Source organism: Armatimonas rosea (assembly GCF_014202505.1).
Lineage (GTDB): Bacteria > Armatimonadota > Armatimonadia > Armatimonadales > Armatimonadaceae > Armatimonas > Armatimonas rosea.
Window position 1 is genome coordinate 13,528 of sequence record NZ_JACHGW010000008.1, and the last position, 14,893, is coordinate 28,420.

A 14,893-nucleotide genomic window follows, 5' to 3' on the forward strand; every position below is an offset into this window, starting at 1 on the left:
AGTTACCACCGCAGCTTGGCGGGGAAGAACTGGTCGATGAGCTCTAGGTAGTAGGGCTTCAGGGCGGCCACGTCGGGGCGCTCGTCGGTCTTGGTGTAGAGGTCGTAGGGGTTGAAGGCTTTGACGGCGCTTAAAAGCTGGCGGTCCTTGGCGCTGGTGAGGTGCGTGTAGGCGCCCTCGTTGTGCCAGGGGTAGAAGGAGTGAAAGCGGATCATGTAGAGCGCCTCGTCGGGGAGGTGGTCCTTGACCACGTGGTAGAGGTACTCGTCGTGGCCCCACGAGAGATGCACGTTGTCGAGGCCCGTCTCCGGCTCGTAGATGCCGTACTCGGTCTGGTACTCAGCCACCTGGCTATCGGGGTTGAGGGCGAAGAACTCGGGGTAGACACACTTCTCCGAGTACTTGCAGCCGGTCGCAAACGTATCCCCGACCACGGCCCACTGCGGCTCGCCAAAGAGGCAGAGAATCTTCCCCAGATCGTGGATGAGGCCGGTGAGCACAAACCAGTCCGGGTGACCGTCCTTGCGGATCGCCTCGGAGGTCATCAGCAGGTGCTCGATCTGGGTAAAGTCGCCGTCGGGGTCGGAGTCGTCGATCAGCTCGTTGAGAAACTCCATCGCCTCCCAGATGCCCATCTCGCGCCGGTTCAGCGCCAGGTAGTCGGCTTTCTTGGCCTTCACAAAGTCCAGGGTCTGGTGGGTGTGGTTGAGGCGGTAGAAGGTCTTGACGGTATCGCGGGCCTCGGCCTCGTAGTCCCGGAACTTATGCTCGGTGTTGGTTTCCATGCCCCACCGTTCGGCAAAAACAGCGGGATTTCCTGCCCACGGAAGTTAGAGGAGGCTCCTTATCTAACTCTCCGCCGTGTGCTCTTGCACCGTGAGCCGCATCAGAGTGGGAGAATACCCAGTGTCTGCATGACGGATGCGGGCGTTTCCTCCCGAAGCTGGGCCAGCTCGACCACTGCCTCCAGTCGGGCGACCTGCCAGCGCTCGATCTGGGTGAGAAGCTCCAGTCGCTCTTGGTACTGGTCGGGGGTAAGAGTGGCGGACTCGGCTCGTGTGTCCAGCTCCGCTTTCCTTGCCCAGAGCGTCTCGGGTAGCCCCTCCGAGATCACGTGTAAAAGCTCGCTCTCCCGATCCTGCACTGGCTCTCGAAACAGCGCCGCCGCCATGAGCGCTGCCGCAACTTCCTCCGTGGGACGGTTCTGCTTTTTGGCCAGTGCCTCCAGACGGCGTTGTGTGGGGGGATCGAGCGAGATGTTCATGAAGAGATTATATCCCCCAGTGTCCCGGAACTTATGCTCGGTGTTGGTTTCCATGGCTCGCCGTTTGGCAAAAGCAGGTCTGTAGGTGCGAGATGAGCCTGTCAAACGCTGTGTAATCTACATAGCTGTTGAGCCGAGTGCTCACAAGGACATCCGTCCCGAGCGCGGCAATCGACGATCTTAGCTCGCCGAGGTTGGCGCACACAACCGCTGCATCGAGTCTGGCTCCCGCGTGCGCGACGGCTTCGGGGGTGAAGTCGAACGCGTCTAAGCCGCAACACTCGGCAACGCAATGAGTTTCGAGTGCGGCCCACATCGGCTCAAGTTGGACCAGTAGAGGATCGATCTCGATTGCTCGGTCGTAGTGTCCGGTCAGATCAATGACGTTAATCCACTGCTCCGTGCCAATCGAGATAGCCTTCCTCATTTGAGCCAGCCGACCGCCGATTTCGGTGCGTAGAAGAGGGTTCCGTGAAGCTCCTTAGGAGGCAGTGTCGCTTCCTTACGATGAGTCCACTTCAAGAGATCTTTCGAAGTGGCCAGCTGGAGTCCGTCCCCGGCCGGCTCGTCCCAGACAAGAATCCAATGGTCCTGGTACTTGATCAGAGAGGGCCCCTCCGCCATCGACTTTCCGGGATCCGTATTAGACAACATGGGGGAGTGATTTCCTGCGATCGGTCCCTGAAGCGGGGTGAAGTTGGGACGGTCCAGGTCCAGCCCCGTGAAGGTGACCCAGAGGTTGCGCCCCGGCATCTTGGGAAGATTCCAGTTGCGCGAGCACTTGATGACCATGGCCCAGCGGTTGTTCGGTTCATCCAGACGCATCACGGCGTCGATAGAGGCGAAGTCGCAGGGATAGAAGACCTTAGGGGCGCTATAGGTCTGGAAGTCCTTGGTTCTGGTGATGTAGACGCGATTGTCGTATTGGGAACCAATCTTGCCATCGTTGTTGCTGGCATTGTCGTTGTCGCGCTCACGTGGCGTCGTGCTGGAGAAGAGGATGAAGTAGTCCTGCTTCGCCGGATCCCAATGCAGCTCCGGTGCCCAGACATTGTTCGGTTGATCCTCCTTGGGAAGGCTTGCCGGGAAAGGAGTTACCAGTCTAGGCTCCGACCACTGCACGAGATCCTTCGAGGAGGCGTAGCCAAAGGTTCGGGTTGTCCAGCCGGTTGTCCAGACCAGATGGAAGACACCATCGCGGTAGAGGACCGAGGCATCGCGCACCAAGTTCTGACCGTTGGGCCACGGGGGAGGCAGGAAGAAAGGTTTTCCGTTGTTGAGCGGGGCGAAATGAATACCGTCGGTGCTCTGCCAAAGGTGCGGGCCTTCCTTTTGGTCCTTAAACGAGGTAAAGAGTAGCACCTCATCGGAAGTGGGATGCCCCGCGGCCTGGTAGTTCGTCTGGGCACCACAGGGTAGCGTCGCAGTGCAGAGAAAGAAGGCTGACAAAAAGTGACGGAGGAAGGTTTGCATGGGGGTTAAGGATTTGGTTAGGCCGGTTTTCTAACCGTTGAGCGAGTGACGGTGTGGCTATCCACCTTAGACGATTTTGGGGATTGTACCCTACTGCCCCGAGGTTTACCGTCGGGTTTATGGGGTATTTACGAAGTGGTACGACGTAGGCGCTCGATGAGAGAGCGTAGCTCTTCTTCGTAGGCTTCGATTTGTTCACGAAATGCTAGGTTCTCCCGTGCCATCCGCTCATTTTGTCGAAGTCGCAGTCGGTGCCCCACCAATTGTGGACGGTTGAGATGGAGTGTCTCAATGTGAAATCCTGCGGTCTCTGTTAGAGCAACTAGTTCCCCGCTTTCGGACTCTGTAAAGTGCTCAGGGAGGTTATCGCGAAGCGGGTGTAAGAGGCGCAAAACCGCTTGAGGATCGGGATTCCAGAACTCCCCTTTAAAACCATTGCAGGCGTGGCAGCAGTAAACAAGATTCTCCAGAGCATCGGTGCCCTGTGCCACCTGAGGCTGAAAGTGATCTATCGTTAGCTCTGCCCCATTGTCGAGCTCGCTGATGCCACAGTAGCCACAGCGCCGACTAAAAAGCTCGCGAACTTGCCGTCGGACAGTGAGACGCATCTCAGCGGGGGCGAAGGCTCAGGCGCGAGAAGGCACTATCAATGGCCGCTTTCTCGCTCTCCACTTCGGGCACCAGAATGCGCAGGCGCTCTACCAGTGCTCGCTTGCGTGCGAGTATCTGGCGTAGCTCCTCGTTCTCCCTCTGAAGTAGCGCCGCTTCTTCGTCCAGGCGAGCATTGGCCGCAATCAGGGGATCGTTCTCAATGGGCTCTTGCATGCGCTGATTATACCGCTGGAATACGGACACCAACCAAGCAGGTGTATAGTGGAGGAGATGTTTGAGGAGGAACCGTTGCTCGCCCGTGCGGCCCGTCTGGGGGATCGTGCGGCGCTGGAGCGTCTGATCGCGGACGGGGCCGACATCAATGCGCGGATCGATTTTGAGTGGGAGTACCTCAGCGCTTGCGGGAACGTGACACCGCTGATGATCGCGGCGCGCTCCGTGGACGGGGCCACGGTGGCGACTCTGGCTTGGCTTTTAGAGCACGGCGCGGATCTCTTTGCCACCAGCGATGAGCGCGGCCACCAAAATGCCGCTTGGTATGCTGCGGGTCTGGGTGGGCGCTGGGAGTGCCTGCCTTGGCGCAATGTCCCCAGCCACGGAGAGCGCCTGCGCTTTCTGCTGGATGCCGGGCTGGAGCCCACCAATTATATGCTCTGGGAAGCCTGCGATGCGGGCGATCCAACGCGGGTAAAGCTCTTGCTAGAGCGTGGCGTCTCGCCCCATCCCACGGACGAGGGCTACTCTCACGGGATTCCCCTGCTCCGTGCCGCCAAATCGGGCTCTGCCGCGTGTGTCCAGCTCCTCCTCGATGCGGGAGCCGATCCCAATGTCATGGACCGCCAGGGCATGACAACCATTCTCGGTGGGGCAGGTTCCGCCGAGGTCGTGCAGGTGCTCTTGGCCGCCGGAGCAAGCCGAGATCAGGCCATTGAGTACAACGAGGATGTGCTGGGGTGCCTACTGGAGAACGCCTTTGGGTACGAGCGTTGCCATGTAGGACACCGGGCCGCCGCCCAAGCGCTTCGGGATGCAGGGGCACCGCTAGAGCCCGCGAGCGGCTCTCGGCTTCCTGCTCTCGCCTAGCGGCGGCATGCGGATGCGCTGGACTGGCTGATGGACCGTGGCGCGCCTCTCACTCATGCGGGCTGGACAGCACTGCACGCCGTCTGCTGGCCGGGAGAAAGAACGGTCACGGGCGAGGATGTTCGTGCAGAGACCGAGCAGATTATCCGGCGATTGATTGCCGAAGGGGTGCCGATAGATTGCCAAGATGCCAACGGGCTAACCCCGCTCCTGACCGCACTGGATGGCGACGAAGTGAGTTTTACTGCGGTGCGGACGCTTCTGGAGCTGGGCGCGACCGTGGGGGCATGCGATCAAAAAGGGCAGACGGAGCTCCACTATGCGCTGTCTTCCCCCGACTGCATCCAACTCTTGCTGGCTGCCGGTGCCGATCCCCTGCGCCCCGATCACGCGGGAATCACCCCACAGGCGCTGGCCGAGCAGAGTTTACGCTACTACCAAGAGCGTCTGGAAAGGGCGGAGGCAATTCCCGGAGTCCGGGAGTCGGTGCGCCGTGCTCACTTTACCCCTTACGTCGAGGCGGCGCAGAAGGTCGTTGCGCTGTTAGCTGGGTGACATCTCTCCGGCATCCCTCCCCCGGCCCCTCCCTTCGCTTGAAACCCAACTTCGTTGGGACGAAGGGAGGGGAGCCACTCAACCCACCCCCTCTTTTATCTCCCCCTCCCTTCCCCCCTCGGAACGAGGGTTTCAGGGGAAGGGAGGGGGCCGGGGGGAGGGATGTTAAGAGGTTATATACCCGCCAGCGCCTGCTCTAGGTCGGCGATAATATCCCCGACATGCTCGATACCAATCGAGAGGCGCACAAAGTCTGGGGTCACGCCGGTGGCGGCCTGCTCCTCCTCGGTGAGCTGGGAGTGGGTCGTGCTGGCGGGGTGGATGATGAGGCTCTTCGCATCGCCGATATTGGCCAGCAGCGAGAGCAGCTTCACCGACGACACCAGCTTGCGGCCGGCATCGACCCCGCCTTGCACCCCAAAGCCAACCAGCGCCCCGTACTGCGTGTTGCCGTCGCTATCTTTCTTGTGGTAGCGGTTGGCGATCTCATGCGCCGGGTGCTCGGGGAGGCCGGGGTAGTTCACCCAGGTCACCTTGGGGTGGGTCTTGAGCCACTGCGCCACCGCCAGCGCGTTCTTGCTATGGCGCTCCATGCGCAGGTGCAGGGTCTCCAGCCCGATAATCAGCTGCCACGAGTTGAAGGGAGAGATCGCCGCACCCATGTCGCGCAGGCCCTGGAGGCGTGCCTTGAGGATATAGCTCATCGAGCGCAGCGGCTCCGGCAAGCTCGCCAGAACGAGGCCGTGGTAGCTGGGATCGGGCGACGTAAAGTCCGGGAACTTGCCTGAGGCCGCCCAGTCAAACTTGCCTGAATCGACGATCACGCCGCCAATGGTGGTCCCGTGCCCCCCGATAAACTTGGTCGCCGAGTGCACGACAATATCTGCACCGTGGGCGATGGGATTGACGATGGCCGGGGACGCCGCCGTGTTGTCGATCATCAGCGGAATCTTATGGGCGTGCGCGATCTCCGCCACCGCCGCGATATCCAGCGTGTCGAGCTTGGGGTTGCCCATGGTCTCAGCAAAGATCAGCCGGGTCGAGTCTGTGATCGCCGCCGCAAAGTTCTCGGGCTTGCTCGGGTCCACAAACGTGGTCGTGATCCCTAGCTTGGGGAGCGTGTGGCGAAGTAAATTCCACGTCCCCCCATACAGCGACGACGACGAGACGATATGATCGCCCGCATTCAAAATATTCAGGATCGCCAGGGTCTCTGCCGCCTGCCCGGAAGCCGCCGCCAGCCCGCCGATTCCCCCTTCGAGCGCCGCCACGCGCTTCTCAAAGACGTCGGTAGTGGGGTTCATCAGGCGGGTGTAGATATTGCCAAACTCCTTCAGGCCAAACAGATTCGCCGCATGGTCGGCATCGTTGAAGACATAGCTCGTGGTCTGGTAGAGCGGCACCGCGCGTGCGGTCGTCGTGGGGTCGGGGACTTGCCCGGCGTGCAGTGCCAGGGTATCGAAGTGCAATTGGGATTCATCCAGTGACATAGGGATTTCCTTTCCGTTCAGCTAGATTATAGGTCAGGCAAAAACCAATGTCAATTAATTCCGATAGACTTAGTCTGGATTTAATCCCTTGCGGGTTTGAAGACCAGCCTAGGGCGAGCAGGCTCGCTCGTTGGCTTGGCGAGCCAGAGCAGGTGGCGGCGAAGCGGCTCGTTCTCCAGCGACTGGGCCATCAGGAGTGTGATGAGCTGCTCCTTGGTGCAAGTCTCCAGATGCTTCTGAATCGTGTCCATCGTGCTGCCCTTGGGAACGGCGACCTCCTCGACCGCGTTGCGCCGCACGTACGCCAGCCCCAGCGCGACCAGGTGCTTGCAGAAAGCGCCATCGTCTTGGTGGTAAGGGCAGGAGCAGTCGTAGAGCAAGTTCCCCCGCGTCGTCACCGAGAGGGACGCCGTGTAGGGCTGCGTCCCCCGAATCGCCGCCGTCACCCGCTCCGTATCGGCCTTCATCAGCACCACCGCACCCGCCGCCAGGTACTCTTCCCCCAGCTTCCACGAGCGGGCATCGGCGTAGCGCAACAGCCGCGCCTCGGTCAGCACTTCCTCCAGCGGAAGCTTCACACTCGCTGCCGCCGCCTCCGCCCGCCGTCGCCGCCGAATCGGTGAGATCGGCTCGGGTGTCGGCTCTGGCTCAATGGGGGGCTGTTCTTTTGGTCGTCGTCCCATGGTGATATTGTTGGCCCTAAGGCGCGGGATCGCAAGAGATGCCATGCTGGATCGCGAGTGCTCGGGCAAATGCAGCAAATTGGTGATTTGCTTGCATTGCCTCACAAAGAATTTGTTTTGCTTTTGGATCGCTGGTAGCGTAGGTTGCCAGCACGGCAAGACGTTTGACTTGTTTATCGCGCTCGTCCCGCAGATTGGAGCGGTTGAGTCCCAGCAAGCGGCGTGTCGTCCGCCCCCGAGTCGTCTTTCCTAAGACAACAGAGGTATTGCTCTGTGCGTGCCAGCGAAAGTGCAGGTGCTCAGTCGGGTTGTCTTTTGTCGGGTCGAGCAGCAGAGAGGTTCCATCAGGAGCGAGAGGGAAATGATCGCGCTTATGCCCCTGATTGCAGCGTGGGCAGGCGAGTAGCAAGTTTTCCCAAACGAAGGTTAGGTGCTCAAAGTGGGCTTTGGGGCGAAAGTGCTCGATATCGCTGTAAGCGACATGCGTGATACACGCCTCGCAAAACGCGCACTTGCCATGAAACATCGCCTCTAGAGCCAGCTTAATCTCCACATGGCGGTAGCGGTCTTGTTTCGCTTTACGCTCCTCGGGGGAGGTTGCCGCCAGAAGTTCCGCCAGCCAGAGGGCCTCATTTGCCACTAAAATGGCTGGCTTTGCCGTGCGAGTGACAGAAATCATCCCAGCTTCTCGCGTAGGTAGTCCTCCAGCTTGGCCTCAAACGAGCCAGGGGCTGGCTTTCCTCCAATAGGACGGACCTCGGCCATAAACCTCTGAAGCTTCTGTAGCTCCGTCTCTTCTGCCGCCGTGCGCTGCTCTACTTCGAGCAACTCATCGTAGCGGTCTATCTTCTTCTCTACCTCAGGTGGGCGCGGAGCCACCATCCCGAACGCAGGGCTTTCGAGCGCCCGGTTGATGTCCATCGCCGCTAGGTCATCGTCGATGCGCTGCACACTCGCCTTGCCGTCGTTGATCTCCAACTTCAGTGTCAGCACATCATCGCGTAACTCGCCCGTTTCTCCGTTCCAGTACGCCCCCATCGCCACGAGGGGGCTGTGGGTGGCGACAATGAACTGAATATTGGGAAATGCAGAGCGCAACTTCTGCGCGATCCACGCCTGCCAGCGCGGGTGAAGGTGAATATCAAGCTCATCAATCAATACAACCCCTTCTTCTTTCATAGGGTCTTCGCTGTCGGGGAAAGCATTGATAAGTCGCCAAATTAAATCACCACCAAGAGCAAGCACGGAGCGATAGCCATCGCTGAGAGCATAGGTTGGAACTGATGTACCTTGAGCGATAAATCGAATTTGTCCATCATTATCTAGAGCACTTCTATCAAATTCGACACCACCAGGTAATAGTAAACTTAACGCACTTAAACCTGACTCCAGTTTGCGTCGGGCGGCCATGTCACCTTTCACAGAGCGGTAATCCAGAGATGAAATCCATTGATTAAAAGTTGTAAGAGGAGTATCCTCATCAAACAGAGTTATGAAATTTGCTCGTATACCTTGCTCTTGAAATTCAATAAGTGGTGAAAACTCTTTGCGAGATAGACGGCGAAAGGCACCATAAGCTGCCGAAAAGCCTTTTGGCGTTTTATTGTATATGTCAGCAAAGGTAATTGATTGATTTCGTATGAAAAAACCATATTCCCATAAATTATCGTCATTTTCTTTTATTGATGCTGATAATTGACTCATGTGGGAATTTTGTCTAGGCCAATAAGAGGTTAGTTCTTTGAAGAAAAATCCCCATAGTGGCTCTCCTCCAATTAGTAGTGCTATTGATTGTAATACCGTAGTTTTTCCTGTGGCATTTTCACCAATTATATTTACCCACTTGGCTATAGTGTTTCCATTGTCGTTTGCAAAGGAAAATTCGGACTTCTGGAAACATTTTATGTTATGAATGCTTAGCTTTCTAACATGCATGATAAAATCCCGTTAGATTTGTAACGAAGCATCTTCGATTGGCAATGCTGAAATTTCGGCCGCATATCAAGCATTTCTCAGAAGAGATGAAGCATCTCCGCTTGATAATAGACTGATTTTGTTTGTTGAAGAAGAGTTTTATTTTTGACATGAGCTTTATGCAGCGGCGAACTCGGTGTAGGGACGAAGCGATGGGTGTTTAAAGGCGAGAACTATCTTATCTGAGGGGATACCGGCTTTAAGTAGCTCTGTGGCAATTCCTTCTTCAGTGTCGTCTTTTTGAATCCAGAGCTTGCCATCGAGAATATCAATGTGGACAAGCGTTCCGTAGAGGCGACGGTAGCCATCCCAGCCGACATTTGCCAGGATATAGCGGTCTTGTTTCTCATCAATCACGGACTCAATGGCAAAGTGTGCTTTGTTGCCCGGCCATGATTCCCAAGTACGAAATACGGCTACTATTTTCTCACGATAGGAAGCTAAGGTATCCATTTGGTTATCACCTCACTGGTAGGGTCGTATCCAATTAGTAAAACAAGGCCATCCTCGATCAGGTTCAGTCCTACCTCTTCTGTAAAGATACCCGATAGAGCTGCCTGTGGAACGGCAAGATAGAGCTGTCGATCAGGGTCGTGGCGTCGCATCGTGGAGCGGTAGACGATGAACTGTCCGATGGCACTTTCAAGATCCGCGACCTCGCTTTTGCCTGCAAAGGTTTTGATCTCGACGGCAATTTTTTGGGTGCTTTTCTCCGCCCCGAGAACGAACTCTGCTCCAAGATCAACAAAAAGCGTCCGCGATTTCGTGGTGAGAACATAAGGCTCGTGCGTGATCGTCCACCCGTCTTTCACAAGAGCATTTCGGACAGCGTGATGGAAACGATCTAGCGCAGGCATGGCTGTTTACACCAATTCCCCCATGAAGCCCCAGAGATGGCCTTCTAGGGCGCGGACCTTGACGGTGTGGCCGGTGAGGTTGCGGTGGGCGTCGAAGTTGACGGTCTTGCCGCCTCTTGTGAGGCCGTGCCACTGGCCAGGGTGCTTGGGGGAGGCACCCTCGACCAGCACATCGTAGACGCGGCGCTCGGCGGCGTACTGGTTGTTTTTCTCCACGACGATGCGGTTCTGAATCGCGATCAGGCGCTCCAGGCGCTCGACCTTGACGGGCTGGGGAATCTGGTCGGGCATTTTTGCGGCGGGGGTGGGGTGGCGCGGGGAGTAGATGAACATAAACGCCTGGTCGAAGCGGATCTCCTCCACAAAGTCCAGGGTATTCTGCACCTGCTCCTCGGTCTCGCCGGGGAAGCCGAGCATCAGGTCCGTGGTGATGACGATATCGGGCATCGCGGCGCGTAGCTTTGCGACAATGGTTCGGTACTGGTCCAGCGTGTAGCCACGGTTCATCCGCTTGAGCAGCACATCGTCGCCGACTTGCACGGGAAGGTGCACTTGCTCGCAGACCGCCGGCAGGCTCGCCATCGCCTCGATCACATCGTCGGTGAAGTCCTTGGGGTAGGGCGACGTGAACCGAATGCGCTCGATGCCGTCGACCGCGTCCACGCGGCGCAGGAGCTCGGAGAAGCTACAGGTCGCTTCGAGGCCCTTAAGGCCGTAGGAGTTGACGGTCTGACCGAGCAGGCAGACCTCTTTGGTGCCGTGCTGCGCAAGATACTCCACCTCGCCGATAATCTCCGATGCCGGCCGGGAGCGCTCTTTTCCGCGCGTGTGGGGGACGATGCAGAACTGGCAGAACTTGTCGCAGCCGTACATGATGCTGACAAAGCTCTTTAGTTTTCCCGTAGTGACCCGTTTGCGCTCGGGGAGATAGAGCTGGCTCTCCTCCTTCTTGCGCGGGAGCTGGAGCTGGATCAGCACATCGCTGGGGGCGTTCTGCTTGGCCGCGCCGCTCTCCAGCAGGCTCTGGCGCGTGCGCACTAACTCCGGGATGCGCTCTAGCTGCGCGGTGCCGGCGATCAGGTCGATGTGCGGCGCGCGCCTCGCGATCTCGGCACCGGCGCGCTGGGCCATGCAGCCCGTCACCCCGATCACCATGTCCGGGCGGGCCTGCTTCAGCTCCGCGAGGATTCCCAGCTGCGAGAAAACCTTGTCCTCAGGCTTCTGGCGCACCGAGCAGGTATTGAGCATCACCACATCGGCGTCTTCGAGCGAGTCGGCTTTCTCCAGCCCATCGGAGAGCAGCAGGTTCTCGATCTGGTCGGAGTCATCGACATTCATCTGGCAGCCCCAGGTGATGACATGAAATTTCTTGGTTTTCTCAGCCATAGCAACGGCTATTGTATCGCGCTACAGTAAACTAGCTCTATGAAGGCTGCGACGCTCACCCTGGACCGTGATTTTTCCCTTGCCCCGATCGACCCGCGGGTCTATGGTGGCTTTGCCGAGCACCTGGGGCGGCATATCTACACGGGAATCTACGAGCCTGGCCACCCGACCGCCGATGCGCAAGGCTTTCGCCAGGACGTGATCGCGCTGGTGCGGGAGCTGGCGATGCCGATCATGCGCTACCCCGGCGGCAACTTTGTCAGCGGCTACCACTGGGAAGACGGGGTCGGGCCACAGGAGACGCGGCCCCGGCGGCTGGACCTGGCCTGGGGAGTCACCGAGACCAATGCGTTTGGGACCAATGAGTTTATCGACTGGTGCCAGAAAGTAAACACCGAGCCGATGCTCGCCGTGAACCTGGGGACGCGCGGCCCCGACCAGGCGCGGCAGCTTGTCGAGTACTGCAACCATCCCGGCGGCACCCAGCTCTCCGAGCTCCGAATCTCGCACGGCTGGCGCGCGCCGCACGCCGTTAAGACCTGGTGCCTGGGCAATGAGATGGATGGCTTCTGGCAGATGGGGACCAAGACACCCTACGAGTACGGCCGCCTCGCCAACGAGACCGCCAAGCTGATGAAGTGGGTGGACAGCCGTATCGAGCTAATCCTGTGTGGCTCGTCGGGGCGGGGCATGCCCGATTTTGGCAAGTGGGAGTGGGAGGCGCTTCAGGAGTGCTATGAGAATGTCGATTACCTCTCGCTGCACACCTACTACGATGACCACAACGGCGATCTGGCCAGCTTTGTCTCCGAGCCGGACAACATGGGGGACTTTATCGACGAGGCGATCGCGCTCTGTGATGCGGTGAAGGCGAGTAAAAAAAGTAAGAAGACCCTCCACCTGAGCTTCGACGAGTGGAATGTCTGGTTTCCCAAGAACAACGCCCTCCCACAGAAGCGCACCTGGCCTGAGGTCAGTGAGCGCCCCAGCGATGTCTACGACATGGCCGATGTGCTGGTGGTGGGCGGGATGCTCCTGACCCTCATGGAGCACGCCGAGCGCGTCAAGATCGGCTGCATCGCGCAAGTGGTGAACCTGCTCGCCCCAATCCTCACCGAGCCGGGCGGGCGGGCGTGGCGGCAGACCATCTTCTGGCCGTTCCACCACGCCGCCACCCTGGGCCGAGGGACCGCCCTGCGCTGCGCCGTCAATGCCCCGCGTTTTGATAGCAAGGTCCGTGAGCAAGCCAGTGTCTTAAAGACCGTCGCCGTGCTCGCCGACGATGAGAGCGCACTGACAATCTTCGCCATCAACCGCGACCCGGCTGGCGACCCGCTGGAGCTCTCTCTCGACCTGCGCGCCTTTGGCACACTCGCGCCCCACGAGCACCTCTGTATCGCGCACCCGAACCTCAACGCCGAGAACACCGCCGACGCGCCAGAGACGGTCGTCCCGCACACACGCGCACTCCCACCACTCGACCACGGCAAGGGAGCCGTCACGCTCCCGCCGCTCAGCTGGAATGTCCTGCGCTATCGGACCGCGCCGTGATGCCGCCGGTTGGAAACCAGCGTCTGCAATGGCCTCGTCCCTCGGCCGCAAAGCCCGTGCCGGGCTGGGAATAAGTTCGGTAGCCCGGCACGGGCTTTGCGGCACGCAGTGCCATTGCAGACGTCCCATTCCATGGGGCGATAAAATAGCGTCATGTTCCCCGATACCCTGCCCGCCGAAGTGGCGGCCTGCTTGGACCGTCATATCCTGCGTTGCTGGTTTCCCCGCGCAGTCGATCCCAAAGGTGGGTTTTTACAGAGCTACGACGACACCTGGAAGCCGGGGGCGGATCACGAGCGCAACGTGGTCTACCAGGCGCGGCTGACCTGGACCGCCGCCGAGGCCGCGCTGCGGGGGAAGCCAGAGGAGGCAAGCGCTTGGCGTGAGCGGGTCGCGCACGGGGTGGCGTACCTGAGCAGCGCCCTCTGGGACGACACACGCGGTGGGTTTTACTGGTCGGTGGACACGGAGACAAAGCAGTCCACGCGCGATGAAAAACATGTCTACGGCAATGCCTTTGCGGTCTACGCCCTCGCCACGGCCTACAAAGCGACCAAGGACAGCGCGGCGCTGGAGTGGGCCAAGCGCGGCTTTGCCTGGCTAGAGCGGCACGCCCATGACAGCAAGCACCTCGGCTGGCACGAGGCGCTGACACTCGACGGCACGCCCAAACCGCGGGGAGCGGGCAACGACCAGATCGGAACGGCGCTGGGGCTCAAGTCCATGAACACGCACATCCATGTGCTCGAAGCCCTCACCGCGCTCCACGAAGTCTGGCCGGACCCGCTGGTGCGAACACGCCTTGCGGAGGCACACGCGCTGGTGCGGGACACGATCGCCCAGCCCGACGGCTACCAGCGGCTGTTCTTCCTCCTCGACTGGACCCCCGCGCCCGACCACCTCAGCTTCGGCCACGATGTCGAGACCGGCTTCTTGCTCCACGAGTCCGCCCACGCGCTAGGGCTCCGTAATGAGCCGAAGGAAAAGACCGCCAAGCTCGCCCGTGCCTTGGTCGATCACGCGCTCACCTACGGCTGGGACGAGAAAAACGGGGGCTTCTTCGACGCCGCCGACCGCGCGACCAAGAAGATCGAGCACCGGGAGAAGGTCTGGTGGGTGGAGGCCGAGGGGCTCAATGCTCTCTTACTGATGCACAAGCTCTACGGCAAAGAGACCCCGCGCTACGGCGAGGCGTTTCAAAAGCTCTGGGCCTTTATCCGCGACAAGCAGTGCGATGCGCTCCATAGCGGCTGGTTCTCCGCCACCGACGAAGCCGGACCGCCCCAGCGTAGCCGCGCCAAGAGCGATGCTTGGACCGATCCCTACCACCAAGCCCGCTCCCTCTGGCACGTTCTAGACGGGCTCAGAGCAAGCGCCCGATCCCGATAAGCAGCACGAGCACTAGCAGCAGCAAAAAGCCCACCAGCTCGCGGGCTGTCTGGCGGTCGATGCGTGGCGCTGGCTCTTGGGTCAGGTGCCAAAGGCCCATACTCTCCAGCTGCTCCTGCATGGCCTCCTCGATCTGGGTGCCCTTCCACTCCAGCTGAAGCGCCAGAATCTGCGCCGTCTTCGCTCGCACCTGCTCCTCCTCGCGGTCTAGGGCGCGTTTCACCTGCTCGCCGGTCTCAACCGCTTGCTGAAGGGTCTCCTCCGCACTGCGAAGTGAGAGCTCGTAGCTTTGCTTTTCGCGAAGGAGCTTATCGGCGAGAGCGTTCTCGCCCTTGCGAACCGCCGCCTCCGCCTTTTCCTGAAGATTCTGCACCGTCTTCTGGAGGTCATCTACCTGGCTTTGCAGGTTGTTCTTCTGCGTAAGCGCGATCACAGCTTGCTCTCGGTGCCGTGCGTGGAGCTCATCGAGACGTTTCTTGGCCAGGTCCAGCAGCTGATCGGCAGACCGTTCCTCGCGGGAGCGACGCTGGGGGAGCGGGAAGAGATACAGAAGGAGAGCGAGGTGTCGTTGCATTG

General features: G+C 59.5%; 18 protein-coding genes. 4 read left to right on the forward strand and 14 right to left on the reverse strand.

From position 1 onward, the window contains the following. Positions 1-2 precede the first annotated feature (2 nt). The 6 genes from HNQ39_RS27190 to HNQ39_RS27210 all read right to left on the reverse strand — a co-directional run bounded on the left by HNQ39_RS27190 (position 3) and on the right by HNQ39_RS27210 (position 3,562). Complete coding sequence (locus tag HNQ39_RS27190) at positions 3-785, reverse strand: inositol oxygenase (RefSeq protein ID WP_184203749.1); 783 nt, start codon at positions 783-785, stop codon at positions 3-5. Positions 786-886: 101 nt separating this feature from the next. Beyond that, complete coding sequence (locus HNQ39_RS27195; protein ID WP_184203750.1) at positions 887-1,264, reverse strand: hypothetical protein; 378 nt, start codon at positions 1,262-1,264, stop codon at positions 887-889. Positions 1,265-1,295: 31 nt separating this feature from the next. Beyond that, positions 1,296-1,691: a DUF6331 family protein gene (locus HNQ39_RS30890; RefSeq protein ID WP_221290392.1), complete on the reverse strand. Its 396-nt coding sequence runs from the start codon at positions 1,689-1,691 to the stop codon at positions 1,296-1,298. Continuing rightward, complete coding sequence (locus HNQ39_RS27200) at positions 1,688-2,737, reverse strand: glycoside hydrolase family protein (protein ID WP_184203751.1); 1,050 nt, start codon at positions 2,735-2,737, stop codon at positions 1,688-1,690. Before HNQ39_RS27200 ends, HNQ39_RS30890 begins: the two co-directional genes overlap by 4 nt. Before the next feature lie 128 nt (positions 2,738-2,865). Next, the gene (locus tag HNQ39_RS27205) at positions 2,866-3,345 is read right to left on the reverse strand and encodes an HNH endonuclease (RefSeq protein WP_184203752.1); all 480 of its coding nucleotides are present in this window, start codon (positions 3,343-3,345) and stop codon (positions 2,866-2,868) included. Position 3,346: 1 nt separating this feature from the next. Next, positions 3,347-3,562, reverse strand: coding sequence for a hypothetical protein (locus HNQ39_RS27210; protein ID WP_184203753.1), 216 nt, complete (start codon positions 3,560-3,562; stop codon positions 3,347-3,349). Positions 3,563-3,619: 57 nt separating this feature from the next. On the opposite strand from HNQ39_RS27210, the gene HNQ39_RS27215 reads away from it, so the two are divergent. Continuing rightward, positions 3,620-4,432 (forward strand): ankyrin repeat domain-containing protein, encoded by an 813-nt coding sequence (locus HNQ39_RS27215; RefSeq protein WP_184203754.1) that lies wholly within the window; start codon positions 3,620-3,622, stop codon positions 4,430-4,432. Positions 4,433-4,462: 30 nt separating this feature from the next. After that, positions 4,463-4,987, forward strand: a complete 525-nt coding sequence (locus HNQ39_RS27220; protein WP_184203755.1) for an ankyrin repeat domain-containing protein — start codon at positions 4,463-4,465, stop codon at positions 4,985-4,987. 173 nt (positions 4,988-5,160) lie between these two features. Here HNQ39_RS27220 and HNQ39_RS27225 read toward each other — a convergent pair whose 3' ends face one another. From HNQ39_RS27225 to miaB, 7 genes are all read right to left on the reverse strand, one after another. Then, positions 5,161-6,477 (reverse strand): O-acetylhomoserine aminocarboxypropyltransferase/cysteine synthase family protein, encoded by a 1,317-nt coding sequence (locus tag HNQ39_RS27225; protein WP_184203756.1) that lies wholly within the window; start codon positions 6,475-6,477, stop codon positions 5,161-5,163. Positions 6,478-6,557: 80 nt separating this feature from the next. After that, positions 6,558-7,160, reverse strand: coding sequence for an SWIM zinc finger family protein (locus HNQ39_RS27230; RefSeq protein ID WP_184203757.1), 603 nt, complete (start codon positions 7,158-7,160; stop codon positions 6,558-6,560). A 16-nt stretch (positions 7,161-7,176) separates the two neighbouring features. Further along, a complete protein-coding gene (locus HNQ39_RS27235) occupies positions 7,177-7,839 on the reverse strand; it encodes a retron system putative HNH endonuclease (RefSeq protein WP_184203758.1) in 663 nt (220 codons plus the stop codon). Then, on the reverse strand, positions 7,836-9,095 hold the full coding sequence (locus tag HNQ39_RS27240; RefSeq protein ID WP_184203759.1) for an AAA family ATPase: 1,260 nt from the start codon (positions 9,093-9,095) through the stop codon (positions 7,836-7,838). Before HNQ39_RS27240 ends, HNQ39_RS27235 begins: the two co-directional genes overlap by 4 nt. A gap of 156 nt (positions 9,096-9,251) precedes the next feature. Then, complete coding sequence (locus HNQ39_RS27245) at positions 9,252-9,587, reverse strand: XisI protein (protein ID WP_184203760.1); 336 nt, start codon at positions 9,585-9,587, stop codon at positions 9,252-9,254. Next, positions 9,575-9,991, reverse strand: coding sequence for an element excision factor XisH family protein (locus HNQ39_RS27250; protein ID WP_184203761.1), 417 nt, complete (start codon positions 9,989-9,991; stop codon positions 9,575-9,577). The genes HNQ39_RS27245 and HNQ39_RS27250 overlap by 13 nt, the downstream gene beginning before the upstream one ends. A 6-nt stretch (positions 9,992-9,997) precedes the next feature. Further along, the gene (gene miaB / locus HNQ39_RS27255; RefSeq protein ID WP_184203762.1) at positions 9,998-11,377 is read right to left on the reverse strand and encodes a tRNA (N6-isopentenyl adenosine(37)-C2)-methylthiotransferase MiaB; all 1,380 of its coding nucleotides are present in this window, start codon (positions 11,375-11,377) and stop codon (positions 9,998-10,000) included. A gap of 39 nt (positions 11,378-11,416) precedes the next feature. Between miaB and arfA the strand changes: the two genes are divergently transcribed. Beyond that, positions 11,417-12,928 (forward strand): arabinosylfuranosidase ArfA, encoded by a 1,512-nt coding sequence (gene arfA / locus HNQ39_RS27260; RefSeq protein ID WP_184203763.1) that lies wholly within the window; start codon positions 11,417-11,419, stop codon positions 12,926-12,928. A 153-nt stretch (positions 12,929-13,081) separates the two neighbouring features. Next, a complete protein-coding gene (locus HNQ39_RS27265) occupies positions 13,082-14,317 on the forward strand; it encodes an AGE family epimerase/isomerase (protein WP_184203764.1) in 1,236 nt (411 codons plus the stop codon). Here HNQ39_RS27265 and HNQ39_RS27270 read toward each other — a convergent pair. Then, the gene (locus tag HNQ39_RS27270) at positions 14,292-14,891 is read right to left on the reverse strand and encodes a PspA/IM30 family protein (RefSeq protein WP_184203765.1); all 600 of its coding nucleotides are present in this window, start codon (positions 14,889-14,891) and stop codon (positions 14,292-14,294) included. The two genes, HNQ39_RS27265 and HNQ39_RS27270, sit on opposite strands and share 26 nt — an antisense overlap. Positions 14,892-14,893 lie beyond the last annotated feature (2 nt).

Coding starts and splice junctions, on each gene's coding strand:
- HNQ39_RS27200 (WP_184203751.1), bottom strand. CDS start 2,737: ATGCAAACCTTCCTCCGTCACTTTTTGTCAGCCTTCTTTCTCTGCACT.
- HNQ39_RS27235 (WP_184203758.1), bottom strand. CDS start 7,839: ATGATTTCTGTCACTCGCACGGCAAAGCCAGCCATTTTAGTGGCAAAT.
- HNQ39_RS27230 (WP_184203757.1), bottom strand. CDS start 7,160: ATGGGACGACGACCAAAAGAACAGCCCCCCATTGAGCCAGAGCCGACA.
- HNQ39_RS27250 (WP_184203761.1), bottom strand. CDS start 9,991: ATGCCTGCGCTAGATCGTTTCCATCACGCTGTCCGAAATGCTCTTGTG.
- arfA (WP_184203763.1), top strand. CDS start 11,417: ATGAAGGCTGCGACGCTCACCCTGGACCGTGATTTTTCCCTTGCCCCG.
- HNQ39_RS27240 (WP_184203759.1), bottom strand. CDS start 9,095: ATGCATGTTAGAAAGCTAAGCATTCATAACATAAAATGTTTCCAGAAG.
- HNQ39_RS27215 (WP_184203754.1), top strand. CDS start 3,620: ATGTTTGAGGAGGAACCGTTGCTCGCCCGTGCGGCCCGTCTGGGGGAT.
- HNQ39_RS27265 (WP_184203764.1), top strand. CDS start 13,082: ATGTTCCCCGATACCCTGCCCGCCGAAGTGGCGGCCTGCTTGGACCGT.
- HNQ39_RS27190 (WP_184203749.1), bottom strand. CDS start 785: ATGGAAACCAACACCGAGCATAAGTTCCGGGACTACGAGGCCGAGGCC.
- HNQ39_RS27225 (WP_184203756.1), bottom strand. CDS start 6,477: ATGTCACTGGATGAATCCCAATTGCACTTCGATACCCTGGCACTGCAC.
- HNQ39_RS27205 (WP_184203752.1), bottom strand. CDS start 3,345: ATGCGTCTCACTGTCCGACGGCAAGTTCGCGAGCTTTTTAGTCGGCGC.
- HNQ39_RS30890 (WP_221290392.1), bottom strand. CDS start 1,691: ATGAGGAAGGCTATCTCGATTGGCACGGAGCAGTGGATTAACGTCATT.
- HNQ39_RS27245 (WP_184203760.1), bottom strand. CDS start 9,587: ATGGATACCTTAGCTTCCTATCGTGAGAAAATAGTAGCCGTATTTCGT.
- miaB (WP_184203762.1), bottom strand. CDS start 11,377: ATGGCTGAGAAAACCAAGAAATTTCATGTCATCACCTGGGGCTGCCAG.
- HNQ39_RS27270 (WP_184203765.1), bottom strand. CDS start 14,891: ATGCAACGACACCTCGCTCTCCTTCTGTATCTCTTCCCGCTCCCCCAG.
- HNQ39_RS27210 (WP_184203753.1), bottom strand. CDS start 3,562: ATGCAAGAGCCCATTGAGAACGATCCCCTGATTGCGGCCAATGCTCGC.
- HNQ39_RS27220 (WP_184203755.1), top strand. CDS start 4,463: ATGGACCGTGGCGCGCCTCTCACTCATGCGGGCTGGACAGCACTGCAC.
- HNQ39_RS27195 (WP_184203750.1), bottom strand. CDS start 1,264: ATGAACATCTCGCTCGATCCCCCCACACAACGCCGTCTGGAGGCACTG.